This is a genomic window from Christensenella sp. (genome assembly GCF_034927525.1).
In the GTDB taxonomy this organism is placed as follows: Bacteria; Bacillota; Clostridia; order Christensenellales; family Christensenellaceae; genus Christensenella.
Genome location: NZ_JAYFPU010000064.1, coordinates 1 through 22674, shown reverse-complemented (window position 1 = coordinate 22674; position 22674 = coordinate 1). Strand labels below are relative to the sequence as shown.

The 22674-nt window shown below is 52.3% G+C and carries 23 protein-coding genes; 20 read left to right on the top strand and 3 right to left on the bottom strand.

Going from position 1 to position 22674, the window contains the following annotated elements; genetic code table 11:
* Positions 1 to 15 precede the first annotated feature (15 nt).
* The 20 genes from VB081_RS02395 (at position 16) to VB081_RS02300 (ending at position 20479) form a co-directional block, all read left to right on the top strand.
* Positions 16 to 1356, top strand: a complete 1341-nt coding sequence (locus tag VB081_RS02395; RefSeq protein ID WP_442872695.1) for a 2-isopropylmalate synthase — start codon at positions 16 to 18, stop codon at positions 1354 to 1356.
* Positions 1357 to 1502: 146 nt separating this feature from the next.
* Complete coding sequence (locus tag VB081_RS02390; protein WP_323399255.1) at positions 1503 to 2000, top strand: Lrp/AsnC family transcriptional regulator; 498 nt, start codon at positions 1503 to 1505, stop codon at positions 1998 to 2000.
* Positions 1997 to 3172 carry an aminotransferase class I/II-fold pyridoxal phosphate-dependent enzyme gene (locus tag VB081_RS02385; RefSeq protein ID WP_323399254.1) on the top strand — a complete coding sequence of 392 codons (1176 nt, stop codon included), beginning with the start codon at positions 1997 to 1999 and terminating at the stop codon, positions 3170 to 3172. The genes VB081_RS02390 and VB081_RS02385 overlap by 4 nt, the downstream gene beginning before the upstream one ends.
* Positions 3160 to 3987: a Cof-type HAD-IIB family hydrolase gene (locus VB081_RS02380; protein ID WP_323399253.1), complete on the top strand. Its 828-nt coding sequence runs from the start codon at positions 3160 to 3162 to the stop codon at positions 3985 to 3987. Before VB081_RS02385 ends, VB081_RS02380 begins: the two co-directional genes overlap by 13 nt.
* 6 nt (positions 3988 to 3993) lie before the next feature.
* Positions 3994 to 4458 carry a tRNA (cytidine(34)-2'-O)-methyltransferase gene (locus tag VB081_RS02375; RefSeq protein WP_323399252.1) on the top strand — a complete coding sequence of 155 codons (465 nt, stop codon included), beginning with the start codon at positions 3994 to 3996 and terminating at the stop codon, positions 4456 to 4458.
* Positions 4459 to 4510: 52 nt separating this feature from the next.
* The gene (locus VB081_RS02370) at positions 4511 to 6127 is read left to right on the top strand and encodes a Na/Pi cotransporter family protein (protein ID WP_323399251.1); all 1617 of its coding nucleotides are present in this window, start codon (positions 4511 to 4513) and stop codon (positions 6125 to 6127) included.
* Between the two features lie 82 nt (positions 6128 to 6209).
* The gene (locus VB081_RS02365; RefSeq protein WP_323399250.1) at positions 6210 to 7391 is read left to right on the top strand and encodes a phosphoglycerate kinase; all 1182 of its coding nucleotides are present in this window, start codon (positions 6210 to 6212) and stop codon (positions 7389 to 7391) included.
* 81 nt (positions 7392 to 7472) lie between these two features.
* The gene (gene tpiA, locus VB081_RS02360; protein WP_323399249.1) at positions 7473 to 8216 is read left to right on the top strand and encodes a triose-phosphate isomerase; all 744 of its coding nucleotides are present in this window, start codon (positions 7473 to 7475) and stop codon (positions 8214 to 8216) included.
* A 20-nt stretch (positions 8217 to 8236) separates the two neighbouring features.
* Positions 8237 to 9772, top strand: a complete 1536-nt coding sequence (gpmI, locus tag VB081_RS02355; protein ID WP_323399248.1) for a 2,3-bisphosphoglycerate-independent phosphoglycerate mutase — start codon at positions 8237 to 8239, stop codon at positions 9770 to 9772.
* Positions 9773 to 9907: 135 nt separating this feature from the next.
* Positions 9908 to 10318, top strand: a complete 411-nt coding sequence (locus VB081_RS02350; RefSeq protein WP_323399247.1) for a hypothetical protein — start codon at positions 9908 to 9910, stop codon at positions 10316 to 10318.
* Positions 10319 to 10440: 122 nt separating this feature from the next.
* The gene (gene thrC / locus VB081_RS02345) at positions 10441 to 11931 is read left to right on the top strand and encodes a threonine synthase (protein ID WP_323399246.1); all 1491 of its coding nucleotides are present in this window, start codon (positions 10441 to 10443) and stop codon (positions 11929 to 11931) included.
* Positions 11932 to 11935: 4 nt separating this feature from the next.
* Positions 11936 to 13033, top strand: coding sequence for a tryptophan--tRNA ligase (gene trpS / locus VB081_RS02340; protein WP_323399245.1), 1098 nt, complete (start codon positions 11936 to 11938; stop codon positions 13031 to 13033).
* A 7-nt stretch (positions 13034 to 13040) separates the two neighbouring features.
* Complete coding sequence (locus VB081_RS02335) at positions 13041 to 13877, top strand: DUF5685 family protein (protein WP_323399244.1); 837 nt, start codon at positions 13041 to 13043, stop codon at positions 13875 to 13877.
* A gap of 15 nt (positions 13878 to 13892) precedes the next feature.
* Positions 13893 to 14471: a J domain-containing protein gene (locus tag VB081_RS02330; protein WP_323399243.1), complete on the top strand. Its 579-nt coding sequence runs from the start codon at positions 13893 to 13895 to the stop codon at positions 14469 to 14471.
* Between the two features lie 10 nt (positions 14472 to 14481).
* Positions 14482 to 15024, top strand: a complete 543-nt coding sequence (locus VB081_RS02325; RefSeq protein ID WP_323399242.1) for a hypothetical protein — start codon at positions 14482 to 14484, stop codon at positions 15022 to 15024.
* A 62-nt stretch (positions 15025 to 15086) separates the two neighbouring features.
* Positions 15087 to 15545 carry an FHA domain-containing protein gene (locus VB081_RS02320; protein WP_323399241.1) on the top strand — a complete coding sequence of 153 codons (459 nt, stop codon included), beginning with the start codon at positions 15087 to 15089 and terminating at the stop codon, positions 15543 to 15545.
* Positions 15535 to 16785, top strand: a complete 1251-nt coding sequence (locus VB081_RS02315; RefSeq protein ID WP_323399240.1) for an FtsW/RodA/SpoVE family cell cycle protein — start codon at positions 15535 to 15537, stop codon at positions 16783 to 16785. Before VB081_RS02320 ends, VB081_RS02315 begins: the two co-directional genes overlap by 11 nt.
* The gene (locus VB081_RS02310; protein WP_323399239.1) at positions 16782 to 18173 is read left to right on the top strand and encodes a peptidoglycan D,D-transpeptidase FtsI family protein; all 1392 of its coding nucleotides are present in this window, start codon (positions 16782 to 16784) and stop codon (positions 18171 to 18173) included. Before VB081_RS02315 ends, VB081_RS02310 begins: the two co-directional genes overlap by 4 nt.
* Complete coding sequence (gene uvrC / locus VB081_RS02305; RefSeq protein WP_323399238.1) at positions 18173 to 19999, top strand: excinuclease ABC subunit UvrC; 1827 nt, start codon at positions 18173 to 18175, stop codon at positions 19997 to 19999. Before VB081_RS02310 ends, uvrC begins: the two co-directional genes overlap by 1 nt.
* A gap of 60 nt (positions 20000 to 20059) precedes the next feature.
* Positions 20060 to 20479, top strand: coding sequence for a VOC family protein (locus VB081_RS02300; RefSeq protein WP_323399237.1), 420 nt, complete (start codon positions 20060 to 20062; stop codon positions 20477 to 20479).
* Between the two features lie 49 nt (positions 20480 to 20528).
* Here the strand turns inward: VB081_RS02300 and VB081_RS02295 are convergent, their stop codons facing one another.
* From VB081_RS02295 to rapZ, 3 genes are all read right to left on the bottom strand, one after another.
* Complete coding sequence (locus tag VB081_RS02295; RefSeq protein WP_323399236.1) at positions 20529 to 20792, bottom strand: HPr family phosphocarrier protein; 264 nt, start codon at positions 20790 to 20792, stop codon at positions 20529 to 20531.
* A 64-nt stretch (positions 20793 to 20856) separates the two neighbouring features.
* On the bottom strand, positions 20857 to 21771 hold the full coding sequence (gene whiA, locus VB081_RS02290; RefSeq protein ID WP_323399235.1) for a DNA-binding protein WhiA: 915 nt from the start codon (positions 21769 to 21771) through the stop codon (positions 20857 to 20859).
* A gap of 18 nt (positions 21772 to 21789) precedes the next feature.
* Positions 21790 to 22653 carry an RNase adapter RapZ gene (gene rapZ / locus VB081_RS02285; protein WP_323399234.1) on the bottom strand — a complete coding sequence of 288 codons (864 nt, stop codon included), beginning with the start codon at positions 22651 to 22653 and terminating at the stop codon, positions 21790 to 21792.
* Positions 22654 to 22674: the final 21 nt, after the last annotated feature.

Sequence of the window (22674 nt, the reverse complement as noted above, 5' to 3'; positions counted from 1 at the left end):
GACGATAACTATACCTTGCAGGATGTGGAAAAGGCAAACCTGTACGAGGATATGTTCGATTACGATCAGGTGCCGAAAATCACGTTCAACCACAGGACAGTGCCCATGCACTTTCCGGAGGACATCTGGATCACGGATACGACATTTCGTGACGGACAGCAGGCGCGTACGCCGTTTTCGGTCAAGGAGGTCGTAGACCTTTATAAATTGCTACACAAGCTTTCGGGGCCAAAGGGCATCATCCGCCAGAGCGAGTTTTTCGTATATACGGACAAAGACCGCAAGGCGCTTGAAGAATGTATGGCGCTCGGTTACGAATTCCCAGAGATCACAACGTGGATACGTGCCAATAAAAAAGATTTTGCGATGGCAAAGGACATGGGCATCCGCGAAACGGGTATCCTCGTTTCCTGCTCGGACTACCATATTTTCAATAAGATGGGCCTGACGAGGGGGCAGGCGCTCGACAAATATCTTGGCGTGGTCAAAGACGCGCTCGATATGGGCATCGTTCCGCGCTGCCACTTTGAGGATATCACGCGCGCCGATTTTTACGGGTTTGTCGTACCGTTCGCGCGGGCGCTGATGGAGCTGCGCGAGCAAACAGGTATCCCGATCAAGATCAGGATGTGCGACACGCTTGGCTACGGCGTGACCTATCCGGGCGCGTCATTGCCAAGAAGCGTGCAGGGCATCGTCTACGGGTTGCGCTTTTACGCAAATGTTCCGTCCTCGCTTCTCGAATGGCACGGGCATAACGATTTTTATAAGGTCGTGTGCAACGCGTCGACAGCATGGCTTTACGGTGCGTCGTCCGTCAATTGTTCGATGCTCGGCATCGGGGAGCGGACAGGCAACTGCCCGATCGAGGCGATGGCAATTGAATACGTACAGCTCAAAGGAACGCAGGACGGCATGGATCTGCGGGCGATCACCGAGATCGCGGACTACTTCGAGAAAGAGCTGAAATATGACATCCATCCGCGTACGCCGTTTGTGGGCAGGAACTTCAACTCCACCCGCGCGGGCATCCATGCGGACGGACTTTTGAAGGACGAGCAGATCTATAATATCTTCAATACAGATAAGATCCTCGGCCGTCCGGTCGCAGTCGTGATCGGTGAGCATTCCGGCCTTGCGGGCATTGCGCACTGGATAAACGCGCATTTCAAGCTGGACGGAGACCAGAAGATCGACAAGAAGTCCACTCTGGTGCAAAAGATCAAAGACGAGGTCGACAGGCAATATGCGGAGGGACGCACCACGTCGTTTGGCGACAACGAGCTGGAGATCATCGTCAAGGGCGCGGATTACAAGGCGTATGTGGCGTTGTGCGCACACCGGGCAGAGATATAAAAGAAGTGATTGAATAAAAAGAGCCCTGCTAATGGCGGGGCTTTTTGTTTACAGATCGATCCCTCAAACATGTACAACGAATTTATTGAACGTACAACGCAAATCGTGTTATAATATCCCTAATTATTGTTTTCTTGGAGGTTGTCATGGAAAGAGATTTAAAACTGGAAATCCTGGATATTTTGGAAGATAACGCAAAAACAACGGCAGAAGAGATTGCCATGATGTTAGACGCCCCCGCCGCCGTGGTACAGAAAACGATTGACGAGCTGGAAGAACAGCAGGCCATTGTGAAATACAGCGCGCTCATAAACCGCGAGATCGTTTCTGACGAAGAAGACGCGGAAGCGCTCATAGAAGTGGAAGTAACGCCGCAGCGCGATTATGGATACGACGACCTCGCAAAGCGGATATACCGTTTTGAGGAGGTGCGCGCGGTGTACCTGATGGCAGGGACATATGACTTATGTGTTCGCATCAAAAGCCGCAGCATGAAAGATATTTCAAAATTTGTATTTGAAAAGCTGGCGGTCATCGACGGGGTCACGCGTACGGTAACGGTGTTCATTATGCGCAAGTATAAGGAGCAGGGCGTTATTTTGGTGGGCGACGAAACGGATGAAAGATTGGTGGTCACCCCGTGAGAAATTTTATAGCGAAAACTGTAGAAGAAATGCCGCCGTCCGGAATCAGGAAGTTTTTTGATATTGCAAGCGAAATGAAGGACATCATCTCACTTTCGGTCGGCGAGCCAGATTTTGTAACGCCGTGGAACGTGCGCGAAGCGGCAATATCGTCCATCGAACGCGGCTATACGCATTATACGTCAAACCATGGCAATCCGGCGCTCAGGAAGCTGATCGCGCGGTATCTTGACAGCCGGTATGACACGCAATACGACTGGAAGTCGCAGACGATCGTGACGGTAGGGGCGAGCGAGGCGCTCGACCTTGCGTTTCGTTCGGTCATCGAGCCGGGCGACGAGATACTCGTTCCCGCGCCCTCGTATGTTTCCTATATGCCCGGTGTGACGTTTGCGGGCGGTGTTGCGATTCCTATCGAGACGAAGGAATGCGACGCGTTCATCGTAACGCCGCAGGCGTTAGAGAGCGCGGTCACAAATAAAACGAAGGCGATCATCCTGCCATATCCCAATAACCCGACGGGCGCGATCATGACTGAAGAACAGCTTAAGGCGATCGCAGGCATCATTGAAAAGCACGATCTGTTCGTCATCTCGGACGAGATATATTCGGAGCTTACCTACGGGCAGCGGCATTGTTCTATTGCGTCCTTGCCGAACATGTATGCGCGTACAGTGGTAATCAACGGTTTTTCCAAAGCGTTTGCAATGACGGGCTTCCGCCTAGGTTATGCCGCAGGGCCGGAGGATATGATCGCGGCTATGGTCAAGATACATCAATATTTTATGCTGTGTGCGCCCACCGCCAGCCAGCACGCGGGCGAGGAAGCGCTGCGGCATGAGATGGATACGGAATTTGCGCAGGTCGGCAAAATGGTCGCGGATTACAACCGCCGCCGGACATTTGTATATAATTCGTTCAAAAAGATGGAGCTTTCGTGCTTTGAGCCGAAGGGCGCGTTTTACGTATTCCCCAATATTTCTGGAATGGGCATGACGTCGGAGGAGTTTTGTCACAAGCTGATCGCGCAAAAGCATGTGGCGTGCGTGCCGGGGACGGCGTTTGGCGCGGCGGGCGAAGGCTTTATGCGCTGCTCGTATGCGTCGTCAATGGAGAACTTAAAAGAGGCAATGAAGAGAATAGCGGAGTTTGTGAAAGAATGCAGAAAATAAAACTATTGGCAATGGATATCGACGGGACGCTTGTAAAGGACGCTTATTCGGATACGTCGGATGTTGACGCGGACGCGGTACGCAGGGCGCAGGAAGCAGGCGTGAAGGTGACGCTCGCCACAGGCAGGCTCTTTAACTTGACGCGGCGGTGGCTCGATATGTTCGATATCACAGAGCCGGTCATCTCCATCAACGGCGCGGACATCCGCTCCTTTGAAAAGACCTACTACATGGACGATATTCCGGTCGAGAATGTAAAGGAAGTTTTTGAATGCTTCCGCGATACGCCGCTCAGCCGGTATATCTCGGCGGACAACCTGATCTACCATACAAAAGGAGATTCGTTCCCAACGCTCAAGGAACGGTGGGATTTTGGCTACATGGGCGACTGCCCGGCGTATATCGGGGAAAACGACAAAGAAGTGTTCGATGCGCTGCAGGGGAAGCAGATCCAGAAAGTGTTGATCTGGGCGCGCGAAGATAAGGATATCGCGACGCTGCACGAAATGGCGGAGCAATTCAGGGACAAATTTTCAGTCGTACGAGGCGACCATGCGAATCTGGAATTCAATAGCTGCAGTACATCCAAAGGAAGCGGGCTCAAAAAGCTGGCCGATTTTTATGGGTTTGATCTTTCAGAAACGATGGCGATCGGCGATAGCGGCAATGATGTGGACATCATCAGGACGGCAGGGGTCGGCGTAGCGATGGGCAATTCCATGAAAGAGGCGATGGACGTTGCGGATTATGTGACGGCGGATGTGCTTTCCGGGGGCGTGGCCCAGGCGATCGACAAGTTTGTTTTTGGAGCGTAGAAAGAAATGGCGATACATGTCGTGCTGCTAGAGCCGGAAATACCGCAAAATACAGGAAATATATCACGTACGTGTGTCGTTACGGGCAGCGTACTGCACATCATCGGGCCGATGGGTTTTTCGCTCAGTGAAAAGCAGGTAAAGCGTGCGGGGCTCGATTACTGGAAAGACCTCGAGCTGCATATGTACGACAGCTTAGAAGAGTTCTACGCACAAAACCCGGCGGCGGAATGCTGGTATTTTTCGTCTAAGACATCTCGAAACTTTAATGAAGCGAGCTATGGCGGGGACTGTTATTTGATGTTCGGAAAAGAAACGAAGGGTCTTCCCAAAGAGCTGCTTGATCAGCATCGCGACCACGCGGTGCGCATTCCCATGCAGGAGGGGCAGCGGTGCCTAAATCTTTCGAACGCAGTATGTGTGGGCGTGTATGAAGCGTTGCGCCAAAATGATTATTTTTGTATGAAATAGGGTTAAACCCTTGGAATAAAAGTTTTTACGCTTGAAGTATTGGGGGATAGGTATGGATTTTTGGGGTATCATGATGCTTGTCGGCGGGCTGGGGCTCTTTTTGTACGGCATGAAGTTGATGTCGGACGGGCTGGAGGCAGCAGCCGGCGATAAGCTGAGGACAGGGCTTGAGCGCATGACCAAAAACCGTTTTGGTGCGCTTGGACTGGGCGCGGGGGTGACAGCCGTCATCCAGAGTTCGTCCGCGACGACAGTCATGGTCGTGGGTTTTGTAAACGCAGGGCTGATGTCGCTGATTCAGGCGATCAACGTGGGCATCGGCGCGAATATCGGTACGACCATCACGGCGCAGATCGTAGCACTTAAGGTAACGGAATTTGCACCGATCGTACTGTTTGCCGGCGTGCTGATGATGCTGTTCATCAAGAAACGCAAGATACGCAGGATCGGCGAGATCATCGGCGGATTGGGCATCCTGATGTTCGGCATGGAGATCATGTCGGGCGCGGTAGCGCCGCTGCGCGAATACCAGCCGTTCATCGATATGCTGGCTTCCTTCCAGCAGCCGTGGCTGGGCATCCTCGCAGGGCTTGCGGTCACGGCGATCATCCAAAGCTCCTCCGCTACGATGGGCATCATCCAGGCGTTCGCCATGCAGGGGGCAATGGGGCTCGATTCTGCGGTATACGTGATCCTTGGCCTCAACATCGGTACGTGTGTCACGGCGATCCTTGCCAGCCTTTCGGGTACAAAAACGGCAAAGCGTACAGCGATCGCGCTTTTGCTTTTCAATGTCTTGGGTTCGCTCATCTTTATGGGGGCGATGCAAATCCTGCCTATTGTAGACTGGATCAAGTCGTGGACGCCCGGAGAGCCGGTACGCCAAATGGCGAACTTCCATACGTTTTTTAATGTGGTAAACGCATTCATCTTTATTGGCTGTCCGCAGCTTTTGGCAAAGGTGGCCTGCTTCTTTATCCGTGGGGAAGACAAGAAGCTCGAAGGGAGAAAACTCAAATATATCGATAAAAATGCAGACAGCCAGCCGGTTGCGGTCGGCCAGACGATCCTTGAGGTCGCGCGTATGGCGCGCATCGCAGGTGAAAACTTCAACCTTGCGCTTAAGAGCTTTGTAGTGGGCGACGAAAAGATGATCGACGAGGTTATGGAAAACGAAAAAGTCGTGAATTTCTTAAACCACGAAATCACGGACGAGCTGGCGCGCATCAGCCAGACCGGGCTTTCGGAGGTAGACTCGCGTACCGTAACGGGTATGCTGCATGCGATCATGGACATCGAGCGTATTTCCGACATTGCCGAAAACGTGGCGGATCTTGCCGCGACGCGTCTGGAGAAAAAAATCAACCTTTCTAAAAAAGGCGTGGCCGAGATCGAATTCATGGGCAAAAAGCTCAATGAACAATTTTCTATGATGCGTGATATGATGCGCGACAACAACCTGGAATACGCAAAGCGCATCATGGAGATCGAGGACGAGATCGACGTCTATGAGGCAAAGATCAAGAAGCTCCATGTCAAGCGCCTGCAAAGGGGAGAATGTACGGCGAGCGCGAGCACACTGTTCACAGACCTGATCACGATGTGCGAGAGGGTGGCCGATCACGCGGCGAATATTGCGGCGCTCGCGCTGCGGGGAGACATACAATAGTCCTAACTTATGCTTGCTTATTACGGCCAAATTGATTAGAATATATTTGTATGCGATTATTCAAATTTAAAGGAGTACTGATATGAAAAAGACGATCGAAGATATCGACGTAGCCGGAAAAAGAGTGCTTGTGCGCGTAGATTTCAACGTTCCGCTCGACGAGAATGGTGAAATCACAGACGAAACGCGTATCCAGGCGGCCCTTCCGACGATACAATATTTGATTGATAAGGGTGCGAAAGTAGTACTGATGTCCCATCTCGGACGTCCGAAGGGTGAAGTAAAGCCCGAATTTTCTCTTGCGCCCGTTGCAAAGCGCCTGTCTGAGCTTCTCAGCACAAAGGTCGTGTTCGCAAAAGATTGCGTAGGCAAAGACGCGAAAGACGCGGTAGATTCGATCGAAAATGGCCAGGTCGTGCTGCTTGAGAACCTGCGTTTCCACAAAGAAGAAACGGCAAACGACGCAGCTTTTGCAAAAGAGCTGGCAAGCCTTGGCGATATCTTTGTGAACGATGCCTTCGGTACAGCGCACAGGGCGCACGCTTCGACAGCGGGCGTTGCGGAATATCTGCCGGCAGTAGCGGGATACCTGATCGGCAAAGAGCTTTCCTTCATGGGCAAAGCATTGGAAGATCCGGCGCGTCCGTTCATCGCGATCCTGGGCGGGGCAAAGGTGTCCGATAAGATCGGCGTGATCGAAAATCTTCTTTCCAAGGTCGACGGCCTTATCATCGGCGGCGGCATGGCGAATACGTTCGTCAAGGCGCAGGGCTATGAAATGGGTAAGTCCTTAGTGGACGACGAACGTCTTGGTCTGGCGCTCGATCTGATGGAGCAGGCAAACAGAAAAGGGATCAAGATCATGCTTCCTTCCGATTTCGTAGTCGCGAAAGAGCTCGACGCAAAAGCGGAAGCACATGTCGTACCGGTCGACAACATTCCACAGGACATGATGGCGCTTGATATCGGGCCTTCTTCAAGGATTATTTTTGCAAACGAGATCAAGCGTGCAAAAACAGTGATTTGGAACGGGCCGATGGGCGTTGCAGAGATACCGGCGTTTGCGGGCGGAACGAAAGCGGTGGCGGAAGCACTGGCTGAAGCGTCGGCGACGACGATCATTGGTGGCGGCGACAGTGCTGCGGCAGTCAAAAAGCTTGGCTTTGCAGATAAGATGTCGCACATCTCAACAGGCGGCGGCGCGTCCCTCGAATTCCTCGAAGGCAAAGAGCTGCCGGGCGTAGCGGCGCTAAACGATAAATAGCGGTCAATAGCATTAGTATAATAAAAGGACGGATGATATCCGTCCTTTTCAAAAATATTCATATTTTTAAGGGGAGATACAATGAGAAAACCAATTATTGCAGGAAACTGGAAGATGAACAAAACACCCGGCGAGGCTGTGGCGCTGATCGGCGAATTAAAGCCGCTGGTGGCTTCGGCACAGGCAGAAGTAGTGGTATGCACGCCGGCGACCGATCTTGCGGCGGCAGCACAGGCGCTTGCGGGCAGCAATATTGCGCTCGGTGCACAGAACATGGATTACCACGACAGCGGCGCGTACACCGGCGAAGTGTCGGCGGATATGCTGCTTGACCTCGGCGTAAAATATGTGATCATCGGGCACTCGGAACGCCGTGAATACTATGCAGAAACAGATGAGACAGTCAACCTCAAGGTCTTGAAGGCGCTCGAAAAGGGTCTTACGCCCATCGTATGCGTAGGGGAAAAACTGGAAGAACAGCAGAGCGGCGTGACAGCGGAAGTGGTCAGGAAGCAGACGAAGCTGGCGCTTCTTAATGTAGCGCAGGGCGACATTGCCAAAGTCGTTGTTGCATACGAGCCGATCTGGGCGATCGGAACGGGAAAAACGGCGACAAGCGAAGACGCAAACAATACGATAGGAGAAATCCGAGCGGCAATCAAAGAAGTGTTTGGCGATGCTGCAAATGAGGTAAGAATACAGTATGGCGGAAGCATGAATCCCAAGAACGTAACAGAGTTGATGGGTATGAGCGACATCGACGGCGGCCTCATTGGCGGTGCTTCGCTGAAGGCCGAGGACTTCTCCAAGGTCGTCAATTACTAAAGAAAACAGGTGAATAACGAATGGCTTTTACAGCACTGATCATTATGGACGGGTTTGGCCTCGATGCGTGCAACGCGGGCAACGCGATCTGCGCGGAAGGTACGCCGAACTTAAATAAATTAATGGAAGAATATCCGCATACGAGCCTCGGCGCGAGCGGCATGTCGGTAGGACTGCCGGACGGGCAAATGGGTAACTCCGAGGTCGGACATCTCAATATCGGCGCGGGCAGGATCGTCTATCAGGAACTGACGCGTATCACAAAATCGATCGCTGACGGTGATTTCTTCAGCAAAAAAGAATTCATGGACGCAGTCGAAAATGTGAAGAAGCACGGCGGTGCGCTGCACCTATTAGGGCTTATTTCCAGTGGCGGCGTGCACAGCCATCAGGAGCATTTGTATGCGCTTCTTCGGCTTGCCAAGGAAAACGGCATTGGCGATAAAACGTTCATCCATTGCCTGATGGACGGGCGCGATGTTGCGCCTGACAGCGGCAAGGGCTTTATCGAGCAGCTCGAAGCAAAGATCAAGGAAATCGGCGCGGGCAGGATCGCCACCGTGATGGGTCGCTACTATGCGATGGATCGTGACAACCGCTGGGAGCGCGTGAAGCTTGCGTACGACGCGATCGTGAGAGGCGAAGGGCTTAATGCACCGGATGCGGTCAGCGCAATGCAGGATTCCTACGACAAGAAGGAATATGACGAGTTTGTCAAACCGACGGTCATCACACAAAACGGCGAACCGGTCGCAAAGCTCAAAAAAGACGATTCGGTAATCTTCTTTAACTTCCGTCCTGACCGTGCGCGTGAGATCACGAGGACGATCATCGACGAAGACTTCACAGGATTTGACCGCGACTATTTTCCGACGTGTTTTGTGTCCATGACGCAATATGATAAGACGTTCAAAAATGTACATGTAGCATATAAGCCGCAGGTACTTGAAAATACGCTGGGCGAATATCTCGCCAAAAACAACAAAAAGCAGTTCCGCATCGCTGAGACGGAAAAATATGCGCACGTTACATTTTTCTTCAATGGCGGTGTAGAGCAGCCAAACGAAGGTGAAGATCGATACCTGATCCCGTCGCCCAAGGTCGCGACATACGATCTCCAGCCGGAGATGAGCGCGCCGGAGGTGTGCAAACAGGCGGTAGAGAAGATCAAGTCCCAAAAGTACGACGTGATGGTGCTCAATTTTGCGAACTGCGATATGGTAGGGCATACGGGCATTATGGAAGCTGCGGTAGCTGCCGTACAGGCGGTCGACGAATGCGTGAAGGAAGTCGTGGATGCGATCCTTTCCGTGGGCGGTGATGTTCTGATCACTGCGGATCACGGGAATGCAGAGATCATGATCGATCCTGTGACGGGCGGACCGTTCACGGCGCACAGTACCAATCCTGTGCCATGTATATTGGTGAGCAAGGCGCATCAGGCAGATTCTTTGCGCGACGGCGGAATTTTGGCCGATCTCGCTCCAACGATGCTCGACCTGATGGGTTTGCCACAGCCAGTGGAAATGGAAGGCAAGAGTCTGATCAAAAAGTAATGGTATAAGGCGCATCCTGTATGCGCTTTTTTCTTACCGGCGTAAAAATAATCATTTTACAGGTAGATAAAAGAATCGTAATATATTATAATATGATTAAGCGTAACGTAACAATAAACAAAGGGGGTCTTTATCATGATACAACTAATCTACGCACCAAAAGGCAGCGGCAAAACAAAAAGACTGATCGACCTTGCGAACGCGGAACTCAACTCCACAAAAGGTGAAGTCGTTTTTATCGACGACGACAAACGTTATATGTACGATGTGGCGCATCAGGCGCGCTTTGTGGATGTAAAAGATTTCGGGATCGAGTCGGGTGACGCGCTTTACGGAATGCTGTGCGGGATGGTATCGCAGAATTACGATATCGAAGCGATCTTTATCGATGCGTTTCTGAAAATCGTAAAAATGGACGTGACAGAATTAAAGGGCCTGATGGACAAGATCAGCTCGCTTTGCGAAAAGAACGACTGCAAAGCTGTGATCATCATCAGTGCAGACCCAAGCGAAGCGCCTGATTTCCTCAAACCTTACATCATCTGAGGGTTTAACAAAAGGGTAGCTTGCCGGGGGATCTCCCCGTATTTTGAATGGGAATTTTACGTTAAGCTGAGTGCATAGTATGCAGCCAGCTTAACGTTTGCTTTTAAAGGAGTAATTAGACTATGCAGGTAATGAGTACGCGCGGAAACGGGGAAAAGATTCCCGCGACAATGGCTGTGCTAAAAGGGATCGCCGCAGATGGCGGCCTGTTTGTGCCGGAAACATTTCCACAGATAGACCTTGACGAAATGGCGGGATACGCGGCGCACGAATACGATATTTTGGCTGCAAAAGTGTTGGGGCTTTTCTTTGACATACCGGAAGATACGCTTGGCACGGTGACCCAGCAGGCATATGCGTCGTTTGACGATACGCGGGTCGTTCCCCTAAAGCAGATTTCAGACAGGGAATACGTGATGGAGCTTTCGCACGGGCCGACGCTTGCATTCAAGGATATGGCGCTGCAGGTGCTGCCGCGTCTCATTCGCGTAGGGCTCGACATCCACCATCAGCAGGAAAATGTACTGATACTGACCGCCACGTCCGGCGATACGGGCAAGGCGGCGCTGGAAGGCTTTAAAGACGTACCGCGTACGGCGATTTTGGTGTTCTATCCGGCGGACGGCGTTGCGACCATGCAAAGGCTGCAGATGGTGACGCAGGAAGGAGCAAACCTGAGCGTTTGCGGCGTGAAAGGGAACTTTGACGATGCACAGACGGGCGTAAAGGAGCTGTTTGCAAACGACGATCTCAAACAGTTGTTAAAAGAAGCAGGGTATACGTTCTCCTCCGCGAATTCCATCAACATCGGCAGGCTGATCCCGCAGGTGGCGTATTATGTATACGCCTACGCAAAGCTTATGGCCGACGGAAAGATCGAAAAAGGGCAGAAGGTGAACTTTGTCGTGCCTACGGGCAACTTCGGCAATATCCTTGCCGCCTACTATGCAAAGCGTATGGGACTGCCTGTCGGCAAGCTGGTGTGCGCATCCAATCACAATAATGTGCTGACGGACTTTTTTCAGCAGGGAAAATACGACGCGAACCGCACGTTTCACAAGACGATGTCGCCGTCTATGGATATCCTGATCTCAAGCAACTTAGAGCGACTGCTGTACGAGATCGCCGGACGCGACGAGGCAGTCGTCACGCAGTGGATGGATTCACTCAAAGACAATGGGATGTACGAGATACCGCAGCGTGCGAAGCAGCAGCTAAGCGAGCTTTTCTATGCTGATTTCTGCGACGAAGCGGAGACAGCAGAGGCGATACGTAGCACCTTTGAACAATACGGTTACCTGATCGATACGCATACGGCGGTCGCGCAGTGTGTCTATGAAAAATATAAGCAGGCGACGGGGGATGATGCGGTAAGCGTGGTGGTTTCCACGGCAAACCCGTATAAATTCACACAGGACGTGCTGCGCTGCGTCACAGGAGAGACAGAGCCGGACGCTTTTGCGGCTGCGGAAAAGCTCTCGCAGGCGACAGACACGCAGATCCCGCCGCAGATAAGCGAGTTGTGCGAGAAACCGGTCATGCACGACGGGTGCGTAGGCAAAGACGATTTGATCACAGCGGTCAGGGCTTTCCTGCGCCGCATGGGGGACTGAACGGATGGAGCAGAATAAAAAGACGATCTTCAGCGGGATACAGCCGTCGGGAGACCTGACGCTCGGCAACTATCTGGGCGCGGTCAAAAACTGGTCGGCGCTGCAGGAGGAATACAATTGTTATTATTGCGTGGTCGATATGCATGCGATCACGGTACGGCAGGAGCCGGCGGAGCTCAGGAAGCGCACGCTCGACGTGATGTCTATCCTGATCGCGGCGGGCATCGATCCGGATAAAAATATTCTATATATGCAGTCGCATGTTCCGGAGCACGCAGAGCTTGCGTGGATACTCAATTGCTTCGCGTACATGGGCGAGCTTTCGCGCATGACGCAGTTTAAGGAAAAGAGTGCGAAGGCGGGCGACAACATCAACGCGGGGTTACTTACCTATCCGGCGCTGATGGCGGCCGATATTTTACTCTATCAGGCAGACCTTGTGCCCGTGGGCGTAGATCAGAAGCAGCATCTGGAGCTGACGCGTGATTTGGCGATCCGCCTCAACAATCTTTACGGAGACGTTTTTACGCTGCCAGAGCCATACATCCCCAAGGCGGGCGCAAAGATCATGAGCCTGCAGGAGCCGGAAAAGAAAATGTCCAAATCCGACGAGAACGAAAACGCGTCCATTGCGTTGCTCGATCCGCCGGAGGTGATCACGCGCAAATTAAAACGCGCGGTGACGGACAGCGACGGGGAAATACGCTTTGCCGACGAAAAGCCGGGCGTATCCAATCTGCTTTCCATCTATTCGGCGATCACCGGCCAAACGGTTGCGCAGGCCGAGCAGGAATTTGCCGGGCAGGGCTACGGGGTACTCAAGCAGCGCGTGGCGGAAGCGGTCATCGCAGAGCTTGCGCCGCTGCAAAAGAGGTATGCCGAGGTGCGGGGCGACAAAGCGTTCCTGCAGCAGGTGATGACGCAGAATGCGGAAAAAGCATCGCAAACGGCGCGCAAAACGCTTTATAAAGTGCAGAAGAAGATCGGCTTTGCGCCAAGAAAGCTGGAAATGTTAACAAAGTATAAAAATTGGGCTTTTATCGTGTGGATGAAGGCCTTTTTTTGTGGGAATCATAGCAAGAGGCGGTGTTTGATGATATAATACCTGTATGTTTGGATATATCGTGCCAAAGGTGTGCGAGCTCAAGGTGCGTGAGTATGAATTGTTCCGCGCGTACTACTGCGGGCTGTGCAAGGCCTTAAAAAGTGGCTACAAAAAAACGGCAGTGCTCAACTTTGACAGCGTGTTTTTATATCTGCTTGCGGACAGCCTGCGCGAAGACGCGACGGCGGTCGAACCGTGCAAATGCGGCCTGCATCCCTTTGAAAAGAGGCAGAAGGTTGTTTCGGATGCGGCAGCGTATGCGGCGGATGTCAACATCCTGATGGCGTACTGCAAGGCGCAAGACGACGTGCACGACAAAGGAAAAGGCAGGCTTGTGCAGGCATTTTTAAAAAAGGCTTACCATAAAGCGGCGGAAAAACATCCGCATATCGCGGAGGTAGCGGCGGGGACGATCGATGAGTTACACCGCCTGGAAGAAGAAAAGACCACCAGTACGGACGCCGTTGCGGATACATATGCGCGGCTTCTCGGTACAGTGTTTGAGGACGCGGACGTGCTTCAGTCGCATGTGCTGTACGACCTTGGCTACAGCCTCGGACGTTGGGTATATCTGATCGACGCGGCAGAGGACTGGGAAAAGGACGCGGCAGCGGGGGAATACAACGTCTACCTATACAAGTACAGGCAGCGGACGCAAACCGCGAAGGAAGAAATACTGCGCAGCCTGCAGTATTCGTTGGCGCAGGCGTCACAGGCACTTGAGAGGCTTACACTGAAAAAGAATAAGGAACTGTTGCAGAATATCATTTATCTGGGGCTGCGCGAGCAGACGGAGCGTATCGTAGACGGCGAGCCGAGGATGACTGCACAGGTAAGATAAACGAAAGGGATTTTGATGAACCCATACGAGGTACTGGGCGTTACGGAAAACGCCACGGACGCAGAGATCAAGGCGGCTTACCGGAAGCTTGTCAAGTTATACCATCCGGACAGGTTTGCAAACGATCCGCAAAAACAGGCGGCTGCCAGCGAGAAGCTGAAGCAGGTGAATGCGGCATATGATATGATCACCAAGGTCAAGCAGGGCAACTACCAGTGGAGCAATACACCTGAGTTCGCTTCTGTGCGCGCGGCCATCCAGCGTGGTGCGATCGGCGAAGCGGAAGCAATGCTCAACCGCATGAGCGAGCGTCCGGCGGAATGGCACTTTTTAATGGGTATCGTGCTGATGCGCAGAGGCTGGTACGATGGCGCGGCGGAACATTTTACGCGTGCATACCAGATGGAGCCGGGAAACAAAGAATACGAAAACGCGATGCGCGCAATGTCGCAGACGGCCGGATCGTATATGGATTTTGGAGATATGCCCGAAGGCGGCATACAAATGAACGGAAAAATGTGCATTCCGTGCGGGATATGCGTGTGTGCAGGGGCGAGCCTGTGCTGCGGGCGCGGTATGTTCTGTTGTTGTTAGGGGATAGATAATGGTCAGTGGAAGAGGATACAAGCGAAGCTCCGGTAAGGGGAGCCTGGTGGTCATGTTCGCGGCGCTCACGCTGCTGTGTGTCTATCTGGCCAATGTGCTGCCCGCGCTTCGCATCACATTTTATTTTATATCGTCGATCTTTATGATGGGGATCATGATGGAGCGCATGACAGTAATGGCGTTTGTGACGTTTGCGGTCGTGCTGTTCCTCGGTTTTTTGATCGTACCTGTAAAGCTCGGCATGCTGCCCTATTTGTTCTTTTTCGGGCATTACGGTATCTTTAAATTTTATGTGGATGGCAATCAACAGGGTGCGGGCGCAACCATCATGAAGCTCATTTACTTCAATGTATGCGCGGCGCTCATGTACTTCTTCACCGATGGATGGATGATTGCCCAAATCCCGTTCAATATCCCGTGGTGGGGTCTCGTGATCGCGGGGGAACTCATTTTTCTGCTTTACGACTGGCTGTTTTCCAAGGCGTCGCAATGGTACTACGGAGCGTTGCGGGCAAGGCTTGTCGGCAGCAGCAGATTTTAAAAGGGAACCTTCCCATCATGATCTGCGTCAAAAGAACAGTAGAATCGATTTAGGAGACAGGTATGGAACAAGCTTTTGAGGTCGCCTCATACGCGATGCGCTATTGGTTTATTGCCCTGGTGCTTGTGATACTGATTGCGGTGATCTATATTTCGTATAAGGAATACCAGCAAAAAAAGCAGGTCATGACACAGGTTGGCCAGTTTGGCGGATACATGCAGATCATTGCGGGGCCGGAGGAATTTATCGGCGACCGCTTCGGGCTGACGGAGCAAAACAGCATCGGCAGCGCCGGAAGCTGCGATATCGTCCTGCCGGACAGAACGGTTGCGCCAAGGCACGCGGTGATCTTTGCACAAGACGATGAATATTACGTGAAGCCGGAAAACAGGACGGAAACAAAGATCAACGACCGCCGCGCGATCAATACGCACAAGCTGAAAACAGGGGACAAGCTTTCCTTTGGCGACATAAGTATGCGTATTTATTTCAAGAGAACGAGGATAGGCAATGATCATTAAAAGATACGGCGCGGGGATCGTGCGCACATTCATGATATTATTTCTGCTGTCCGGTATGGTGCTTCTTTCATTTGCCGGCGGTTCTTTTGACATGCAGGCCATTCTGGTCGGCGGGATATTTGCGGTGTTCATCATCCTGCAATACAATATCCTGCGCAAGATATTCAAACACGTCGAGCGTTTTTCACTGCTGATCGCGGATTTTTTGTGCATCATCAGCATCGTGATCCTTTACCGCCTCGATCCGGACGTCGCAATGAAGCAGTTCATGTGGATATTGATCGGCAACGTCGCAATGGTGATCGTGATGCTCGTCATAAAGCGTGCGCACGATTTTGGCAAAGCCAATTGGGTCTTTATGATACTTGCGGTCGGTATGCTGGCGCTGACACTGGTGCTCGCAAGCACGATCGGCGGCGCGAAAAACTGGCTCAAGATCGGCGGGATCAGCGTACAGCCAAGCGAATTTGCCAAGATACTGTTTTTGATCGTGACGGCATACTTCCTGTCGTCCAAAAACCGTAAGCGGGATATGTGGCCGTATTTTGTGTTTACCATCGCGTGCGTGGGCATTTTGGTATTGTCAAAAGACTTAGGCGCGGCCTTGCTGTTTGCGGGCACGTTTTTGATCGTGTTCTATGTCGGCACAGGCAACGTTGCCATAACGCTCGGGGCGTTAGGCGCGTTTGCGGGCGGTGCCTTCCTCAGCTACCAGATGTTCGACCACGTCAAGACACGTGTCGAGGTGTGGCAGGATCCGTGGGCGACGTACAACGACAAAGGCTACCAGATCGTGCAGGGGCTTCTTGCCATCGCAAGCGGCGGGCTCATTGGCACGGGGCTTGGGCTCGGTATGCCGGAGGTGATCCCTGTGGGCACTTCCGACTATATTTTTGCCGCCATTTCAGAGGAATTCGGCATTATCGTCGCAATCGCGATCATCGCATTGTACCTTGTATTCATCATTCGGGGTATCCTCATCGCGATGGACGCGCGCACGACGTTCGATAAATTACTGGTCTTCGGCGCGACGGTCATGCTGTCGCTGCAAAGCTTCATCATCATCGGCGGCGTGATCAAGCTGATCCCCTTAACGGGCATCACAATGCCGTTCGTAAGCGCGGGCGGAAGCTCTATGGTCGCGTCTATGATGCAGCTTGGCATCATAGAAGGCGTTGCGCTCAAAAACGGGGAACACGAGGAAGCGGAGCTTGCAGAGATGGGGGGCGCGGTGCAGTGAAAAAGAAAACAGACGTCAAGAAAAACATGCGCGCCATGCTGGCTGTGTTCTGCTGCCTGTTTGTGCTGCTGGGCTCGTATTTGCTATATTCGACGGTAGCATACGGCGACCAGTGGTTCACCACGCCGTTTAACCCGCGGATCGCATCCAAGAACAACGTAGCGGACGCAGGCAGCATCTACGACCGCAACGGGGTCGTGCTGGCTTATTCAGAGGGCGATACGCGCAAGTATGCCGAAAGTGAAGATATGCGGCGGTCGGTCAGCCACATCGTAGGCGACATCTATGGGCGCACGCTGGGCGCGGAAACATATTTCGCAAAGTATTTGTATGGCTACGACCAGAACATCGCGGATAAATTTGCCAGCGTTCAAAGCGGCAAAAAGGGCGGCGACGTATACCTTACGATCGACGCAAACCTGAACGAATATATCTATGATAATATGGACAAAGACGGTGCTGTGGTGCTCATGAACTATAAAACGGGTGAGATACTGGCGAGCGTCAGCAAGCCGACGTTCGACCCGTATACGGTAAAAGAGGACACGGACGAAAGCGGCTCCAAGTTTGTAAACCGCGTGACGCAGGGCTTATACCCGCCCGGCTCGACAATGAAGATCGTTACCACTGCGGCAGCGATCGAAAACGGCGTGACAGACCTGGAGATAGACTGCACGGGCAGCGCCATCATCGAGGGACAAAAGGTCACCTGCCCCAAGGAGGGCGGGCATGGCCATGTTAATCTTGCGTCGGCGTTCGAAAAATCCTGTAATATCTATTTCGGAGAGCTGGCAGTGAAGGTCGGCGACGACGCGATGCTCAAAACGGCGGACGAGTTTGGATTCAACTACAATTTCAAGTTTCCGGATTTCCGTCTCAACAACAGCGTGTTCGAGGTTTCCGGCAACAAGGGCGACCTTGCGTGGGCAGGGATCGGGCAATATCACGACCTGCTGACGCCCATGCACAATATGATGATATCCGCAGGCATTGCCAACGGCGGGGTCATGATGCAGCCGAATACGCTGCTTGACGTGCGTTACGGCGGCAACAGCGCCTACACCTATACGCCCACACAGTTCAGGACGGTGGCGTCCGCAAGTGTTGCTTCGACCATTGAAGAGTATATGCGGCAGACGGTTGCAAGCGGTACGGCGACAAAGGCAGATGTATCGGGCGTAACAGTGTGCGGCAAGACGGGGACGGCGGAGTATGTAAACCAGGATACAGGAGAGACGGACAACCATTCGTGGTTCGTGGGCTTTGTGGAGGATGCAAACCATCCACTCGCAATCGCGGTGCTTGGTGAGGGCGCGGGCTTTGGTTCCGCCTACGCGACCCCACTTGCAGGCCAGATATTGAGCGAAGCGATCGATTTAGGATACTGATGAACGAAAAACTGCAAAAGAAGATCAAAAACCTGCCGCACAATCCGGGCGTATACATCATGCGCGATCAGGATGGCAAGGTCATATATGTGGGCAAGGCGCGGGTGCTAAAAAACCGCGTCAGCCAGTATTTCCGCAAGGAAGCGCAGAAATATGTCAAGGTCGCTGCGATGGTTTCGCATATTGACGATTTTGAGTATATCATCACGGACACAGAGCTAGAAGCGCTTATTTTGGAATGCAACCTGATCAAAAAATTCCGCCCGTATTATAATATCCTGTTAAAAGACGACAAGCATTTTCCGTATGTGCGCGTAGATTTGCGGGAGGATTTTCCGCGCTTTACCGTGGTACGGAAAGTAAAGGACGACGGCGCAAAATATTACGGGCCGTTTATTGCGGCGCACATCATCCGCGACGTACTCGACCAGATCGGCAGGCTGTATCCGCTCAGAAGCTGCAACAACGACATCGCGCGCATGATCGCGCGGAAAGAGCGCCCGTGCCTCAATTACGAGATGGGGCGGTGCATCGGGCCGTGTACGGGCAAGGTCTCTAAAGAGGAATACGGGGAGCTGGTGAAAGAGGTCATCAGCGTGATCTCGGGCAACAATACAGCGCTCAAAAAAGATATGATCCGCAAGATGGAAAAGGCGGCGGAGGAGCTGAACTTCGAGCAGGCCGCTTTGCTGCGCGACAGGCTTGCGCTCATTGACCGTATCCGCGAAAAGCAGCGCGCAGGATTCCCCAACCTAAACGACAAAGACGTGTTTGCGATCGAAAAGGGGCTGGAAACGGCTGTGGTACAGGCGTTTTTGTTCCGTGACGGCAAGCTGAATTTTGCGCAGAAGTATTATATGGACTATCAGGGCGAACCGCTCGGTGAAATGATGCGCGAATTTTTGCAGCAATATTATGCCGATAAGAGCGGCATCCCCAAGCATATCTATACGCTGCCGCGGCCGGACGACCACGAGTTGCTTGAAGAGTGGCTGGGCACAAAGCGCGGTTCAAAGGTAGAGATCATGGAGGCCATACGCGGCGACAACCGCAAGCTGGCCGAGCTTGCGCGCAAAAACGCAGGCGACGCGGTCAAAATAAAAGAAGGCGCGAAAAAGCAGCGGCAGGCGGCGGCAGGCAATCTCGCAAAGGCACTGGGACTTCCGGAAGCGCCGGAACGCATCGAGTGCTACGATATCTCCAACACGCAAGGCACGAACAACGTATCCTCGATGGTCGTTTTTACGGACGGCAAGCCCGACCGTAAGAAGTACCGGCACTTCAAGATCAAAGGATTTGAGGGTGCGAACGACTTTGCGTCCATGAACGAGACGCTGGAACGCAGGCTGATGCGCGGTATACAAGGGGACGAAAGCTTTTTGCCTATGCCCGATCTCATCATCATAGACGGCGGCAAAGGGCAGCTGAGTGCGGCGCGCGACGCGTTGTTCGCGTTGGGATGCGACGACATCCCCATCGTAAGTCTGGCAAAAAAACAGGAAGAGATATTTGTGCCCGGCAAAGACGAGAGCATATTGCTGCGTGTGGGCAGCCCGGAGTTTCGGCTGGTCACAGGCATACGGGACGAGGCACACCGCTTTGCGATCACTTTTCACCGCAAGCTGCGTGAAAAGCGGCACCATACGGGGGAGCTCGATCAAATTGAAGGCATCGGCGATACAAGGAAGCGAACGCTGCTCAAGGCTTTCGGCAGTGTAAAGCGGATAAAAGAAGCGCCGCTTGAGGACTTGAAGGCCGTCAAGGGCGTGCCGCATAGTGTTGCACAGACCGTATACCGGCATTTCCATCCAGAGGAAAAAGAATGATGTTTTACGCCCGCGTTTGTGTGGTATAAGAAGCATACTAAATAAAAAGGAGAACAGACTATGACATTCAGTGTATTTGTAAATTTTGACGGCAACTGCCGCGAGGCAGTTGAGTTTTACGCAAAGATATTCGGCATCAGCGATCCGCAGCTCATGACGTATGGCGATGCGCCGGGCGGGGATACCAGCGAAAAGGACAAGGAGCGCATCATGTATGCGGAACTGTTGATCGGGGATTGCAAAGTAATGTTCATGGATTTTTCCTCGGACATGCAATGCGTAAAAGGAAACAATGTCCAGCTTACACTAAGCGAAACGGATAAGCAGGAGGTAACACGGTTGTTTAACGAGCTGAAGCAGGGCGGAACGGTCGGGATGGAGCTTCAGGAAACCTTCTGGAGCGGGCTTTATGGCATGGTGATCGATAAATTCGGCGTACAGTGGCACATCATGCACGACAACGGGCAATACAGCAAATAAGTACAAAAAAACGGTACAACCCGCGTTGTACCGTTTTTATTATGCCTTTTTATTCGCCGAAATTATTGTCAACCAGCTCACCGAGCGCCTCAATCGCTTCCTTTTCATCCGCGCCGTTCGCAAATACATAGATGGACTCGCCGGATTTCACCCCCAGCGAAAGAAGTCCCATAATACTTTTTGCGTTGATTTTTTTGTTGGAGAACTCGATCAGGATCTGGGCGTCGAACTGGTTCGCGACCTGTACAAAACTCGCCGCAGCCTTTGCCTTCAAACCATCGTTGTTGGAAATCACCAATTCTTTGTAAATCATATCAAAACCTCCTTGCTGTGATGGACGGCAATCCTTTGCCGTAGTGGAATAGCCAGTCGTTTGGTCAGTTGCCATTTAAGTCTTGCGCAATCGCGTTCAATTTACGCAGACGGTGGTTCATTGCCGATTTGGTCGTCCCGTTCAGCTCGCACAATTCCTGCAGCGTTGCCTGCGGGTGGGATAAGCGCATCTCCGCCGCTTCGCGCAGCGTATCGCTTAAGTTTTCAAGTCCGATATGCTGATCGATCAGGCGGATGTTGCTCACCTGTGTCATCGCGGCATTCACGGTTTTATTGATGTTTGCCGTTTCGCAGTTGACAGCGCGGTTCACGTTGTTACGCATTTCTTTTAGGATACGCACATTTTCAAAATTCAGGATAGAAGAATATGCGCCAACGAGGGCAAGAAAAGCGGCAATGCTGTCCCCTTCGTTTAAGTATACCACAAAGTTTTGCTTCCTGGGAATAGTTTTTGCCTGAATCTGATTGTTTTTGAGTAATTTACAGAGTACATTGGCGTAGGCCTCCGAATTCAATACAAATTCCAGATGATAATTCTTTTTGGGGTTGGATACGGTTCCGCCTCCCAAAAATGCGCCGCGCAGGACACAGATACCGCAGCATTCCTTTTCCAGCATATAGGCGGGCGGCACGGCGTCCGAAAGCAGGTTGCCTTCCAAGCCGAGCACGGACAGCAGCAGCATCGCGTTATCAACGGCAATGGTGTAGGAATGCTTCTTTTTGAGGAGATTGTCCTTCACCTGTATATCCGCGTCGATTTTTAGCACGCGTGTAAGCGTCCCGTATATCCGTTTGGCGACAGCCATATTTTCCGTATTATAGTGAATGTGCACACCAGAAGAATTGATCTTCAAATTTCCGCATACAAGCGTCAGCGCGCACAACTCCGCCATCACGCAGCAATCGTCCGTCACCTGCAGCGTGCAGATCTCATCCTTGGCGGTCGACGAAAAAGACATAAGCACCCTCCGTTGCTCTCAGCGGTTTTTTTCCAAATTGATGTCGCGGTGCTCAAGCGTGACGCGCAGCCCCTGGTCGGAAAGCAGGCGAAACAGCTCCTCCGCCATCACGACGCTGCGGTGCATACCGCCCGTACAACCAATGCCGATCACAAGCTGGTTTTTATCTTCGCTGATAAAGCAGGGGGCAAGTTTTTCAACGATGGTTATCAGTTCATCCAAAAAGAATTTCGTCGGTTCAAACGAAAGTACAAAGTCGCGCACATCAGGCTCAAGACCGCTATGGTGGCGCATCCCCTCCACATAAAACGGGTTGGGGATGAAACGCATATCGAACACCATATCCGCGTCGAGCGGGATGCCGCGTTTGTAGCCAAAGGAAATGATGGAAACGAGCAGGCCTTTTTCGCCCTCCTCCGCATACATCATATCGATCATCTGGCGCAGCTTCATAACGTTATAAGACGATGTATCGATGACGTGGTTCGCCATGTCCTTGATCTGTTGCAGCTTGCGCCGCTCGAGATGTACCCCGGCGAGGATCTCGCCGCTGCCCGAAACGGGATGCTTGCGCCGCACTTCCTTAAAGCGCTTGACCAAAACAGCGTCAGAAGCGTCCAAAAACAGGATATCAAGGTCAAGATCCATGCACTTCAGTTCGTCGATCGTCGTATAGATCGAATCAAAAAAATCGCCCATACGCGTATCGACTGCGACCGCGACTTTGTCGCGGATATGCTGGCTTTGCATACACAAACGCGCGAACTGAGGGATCAGCTCGGGCATCAAATTATCCACACAATAGTATCCAAGGTCTTCTAAGCGACGAAGGGCGGAAGATCGGCCCGCGCCGGAAAGTCCCGTTACGATCGTAAATTTCATGGTTCATTTCTCCTTGCATTG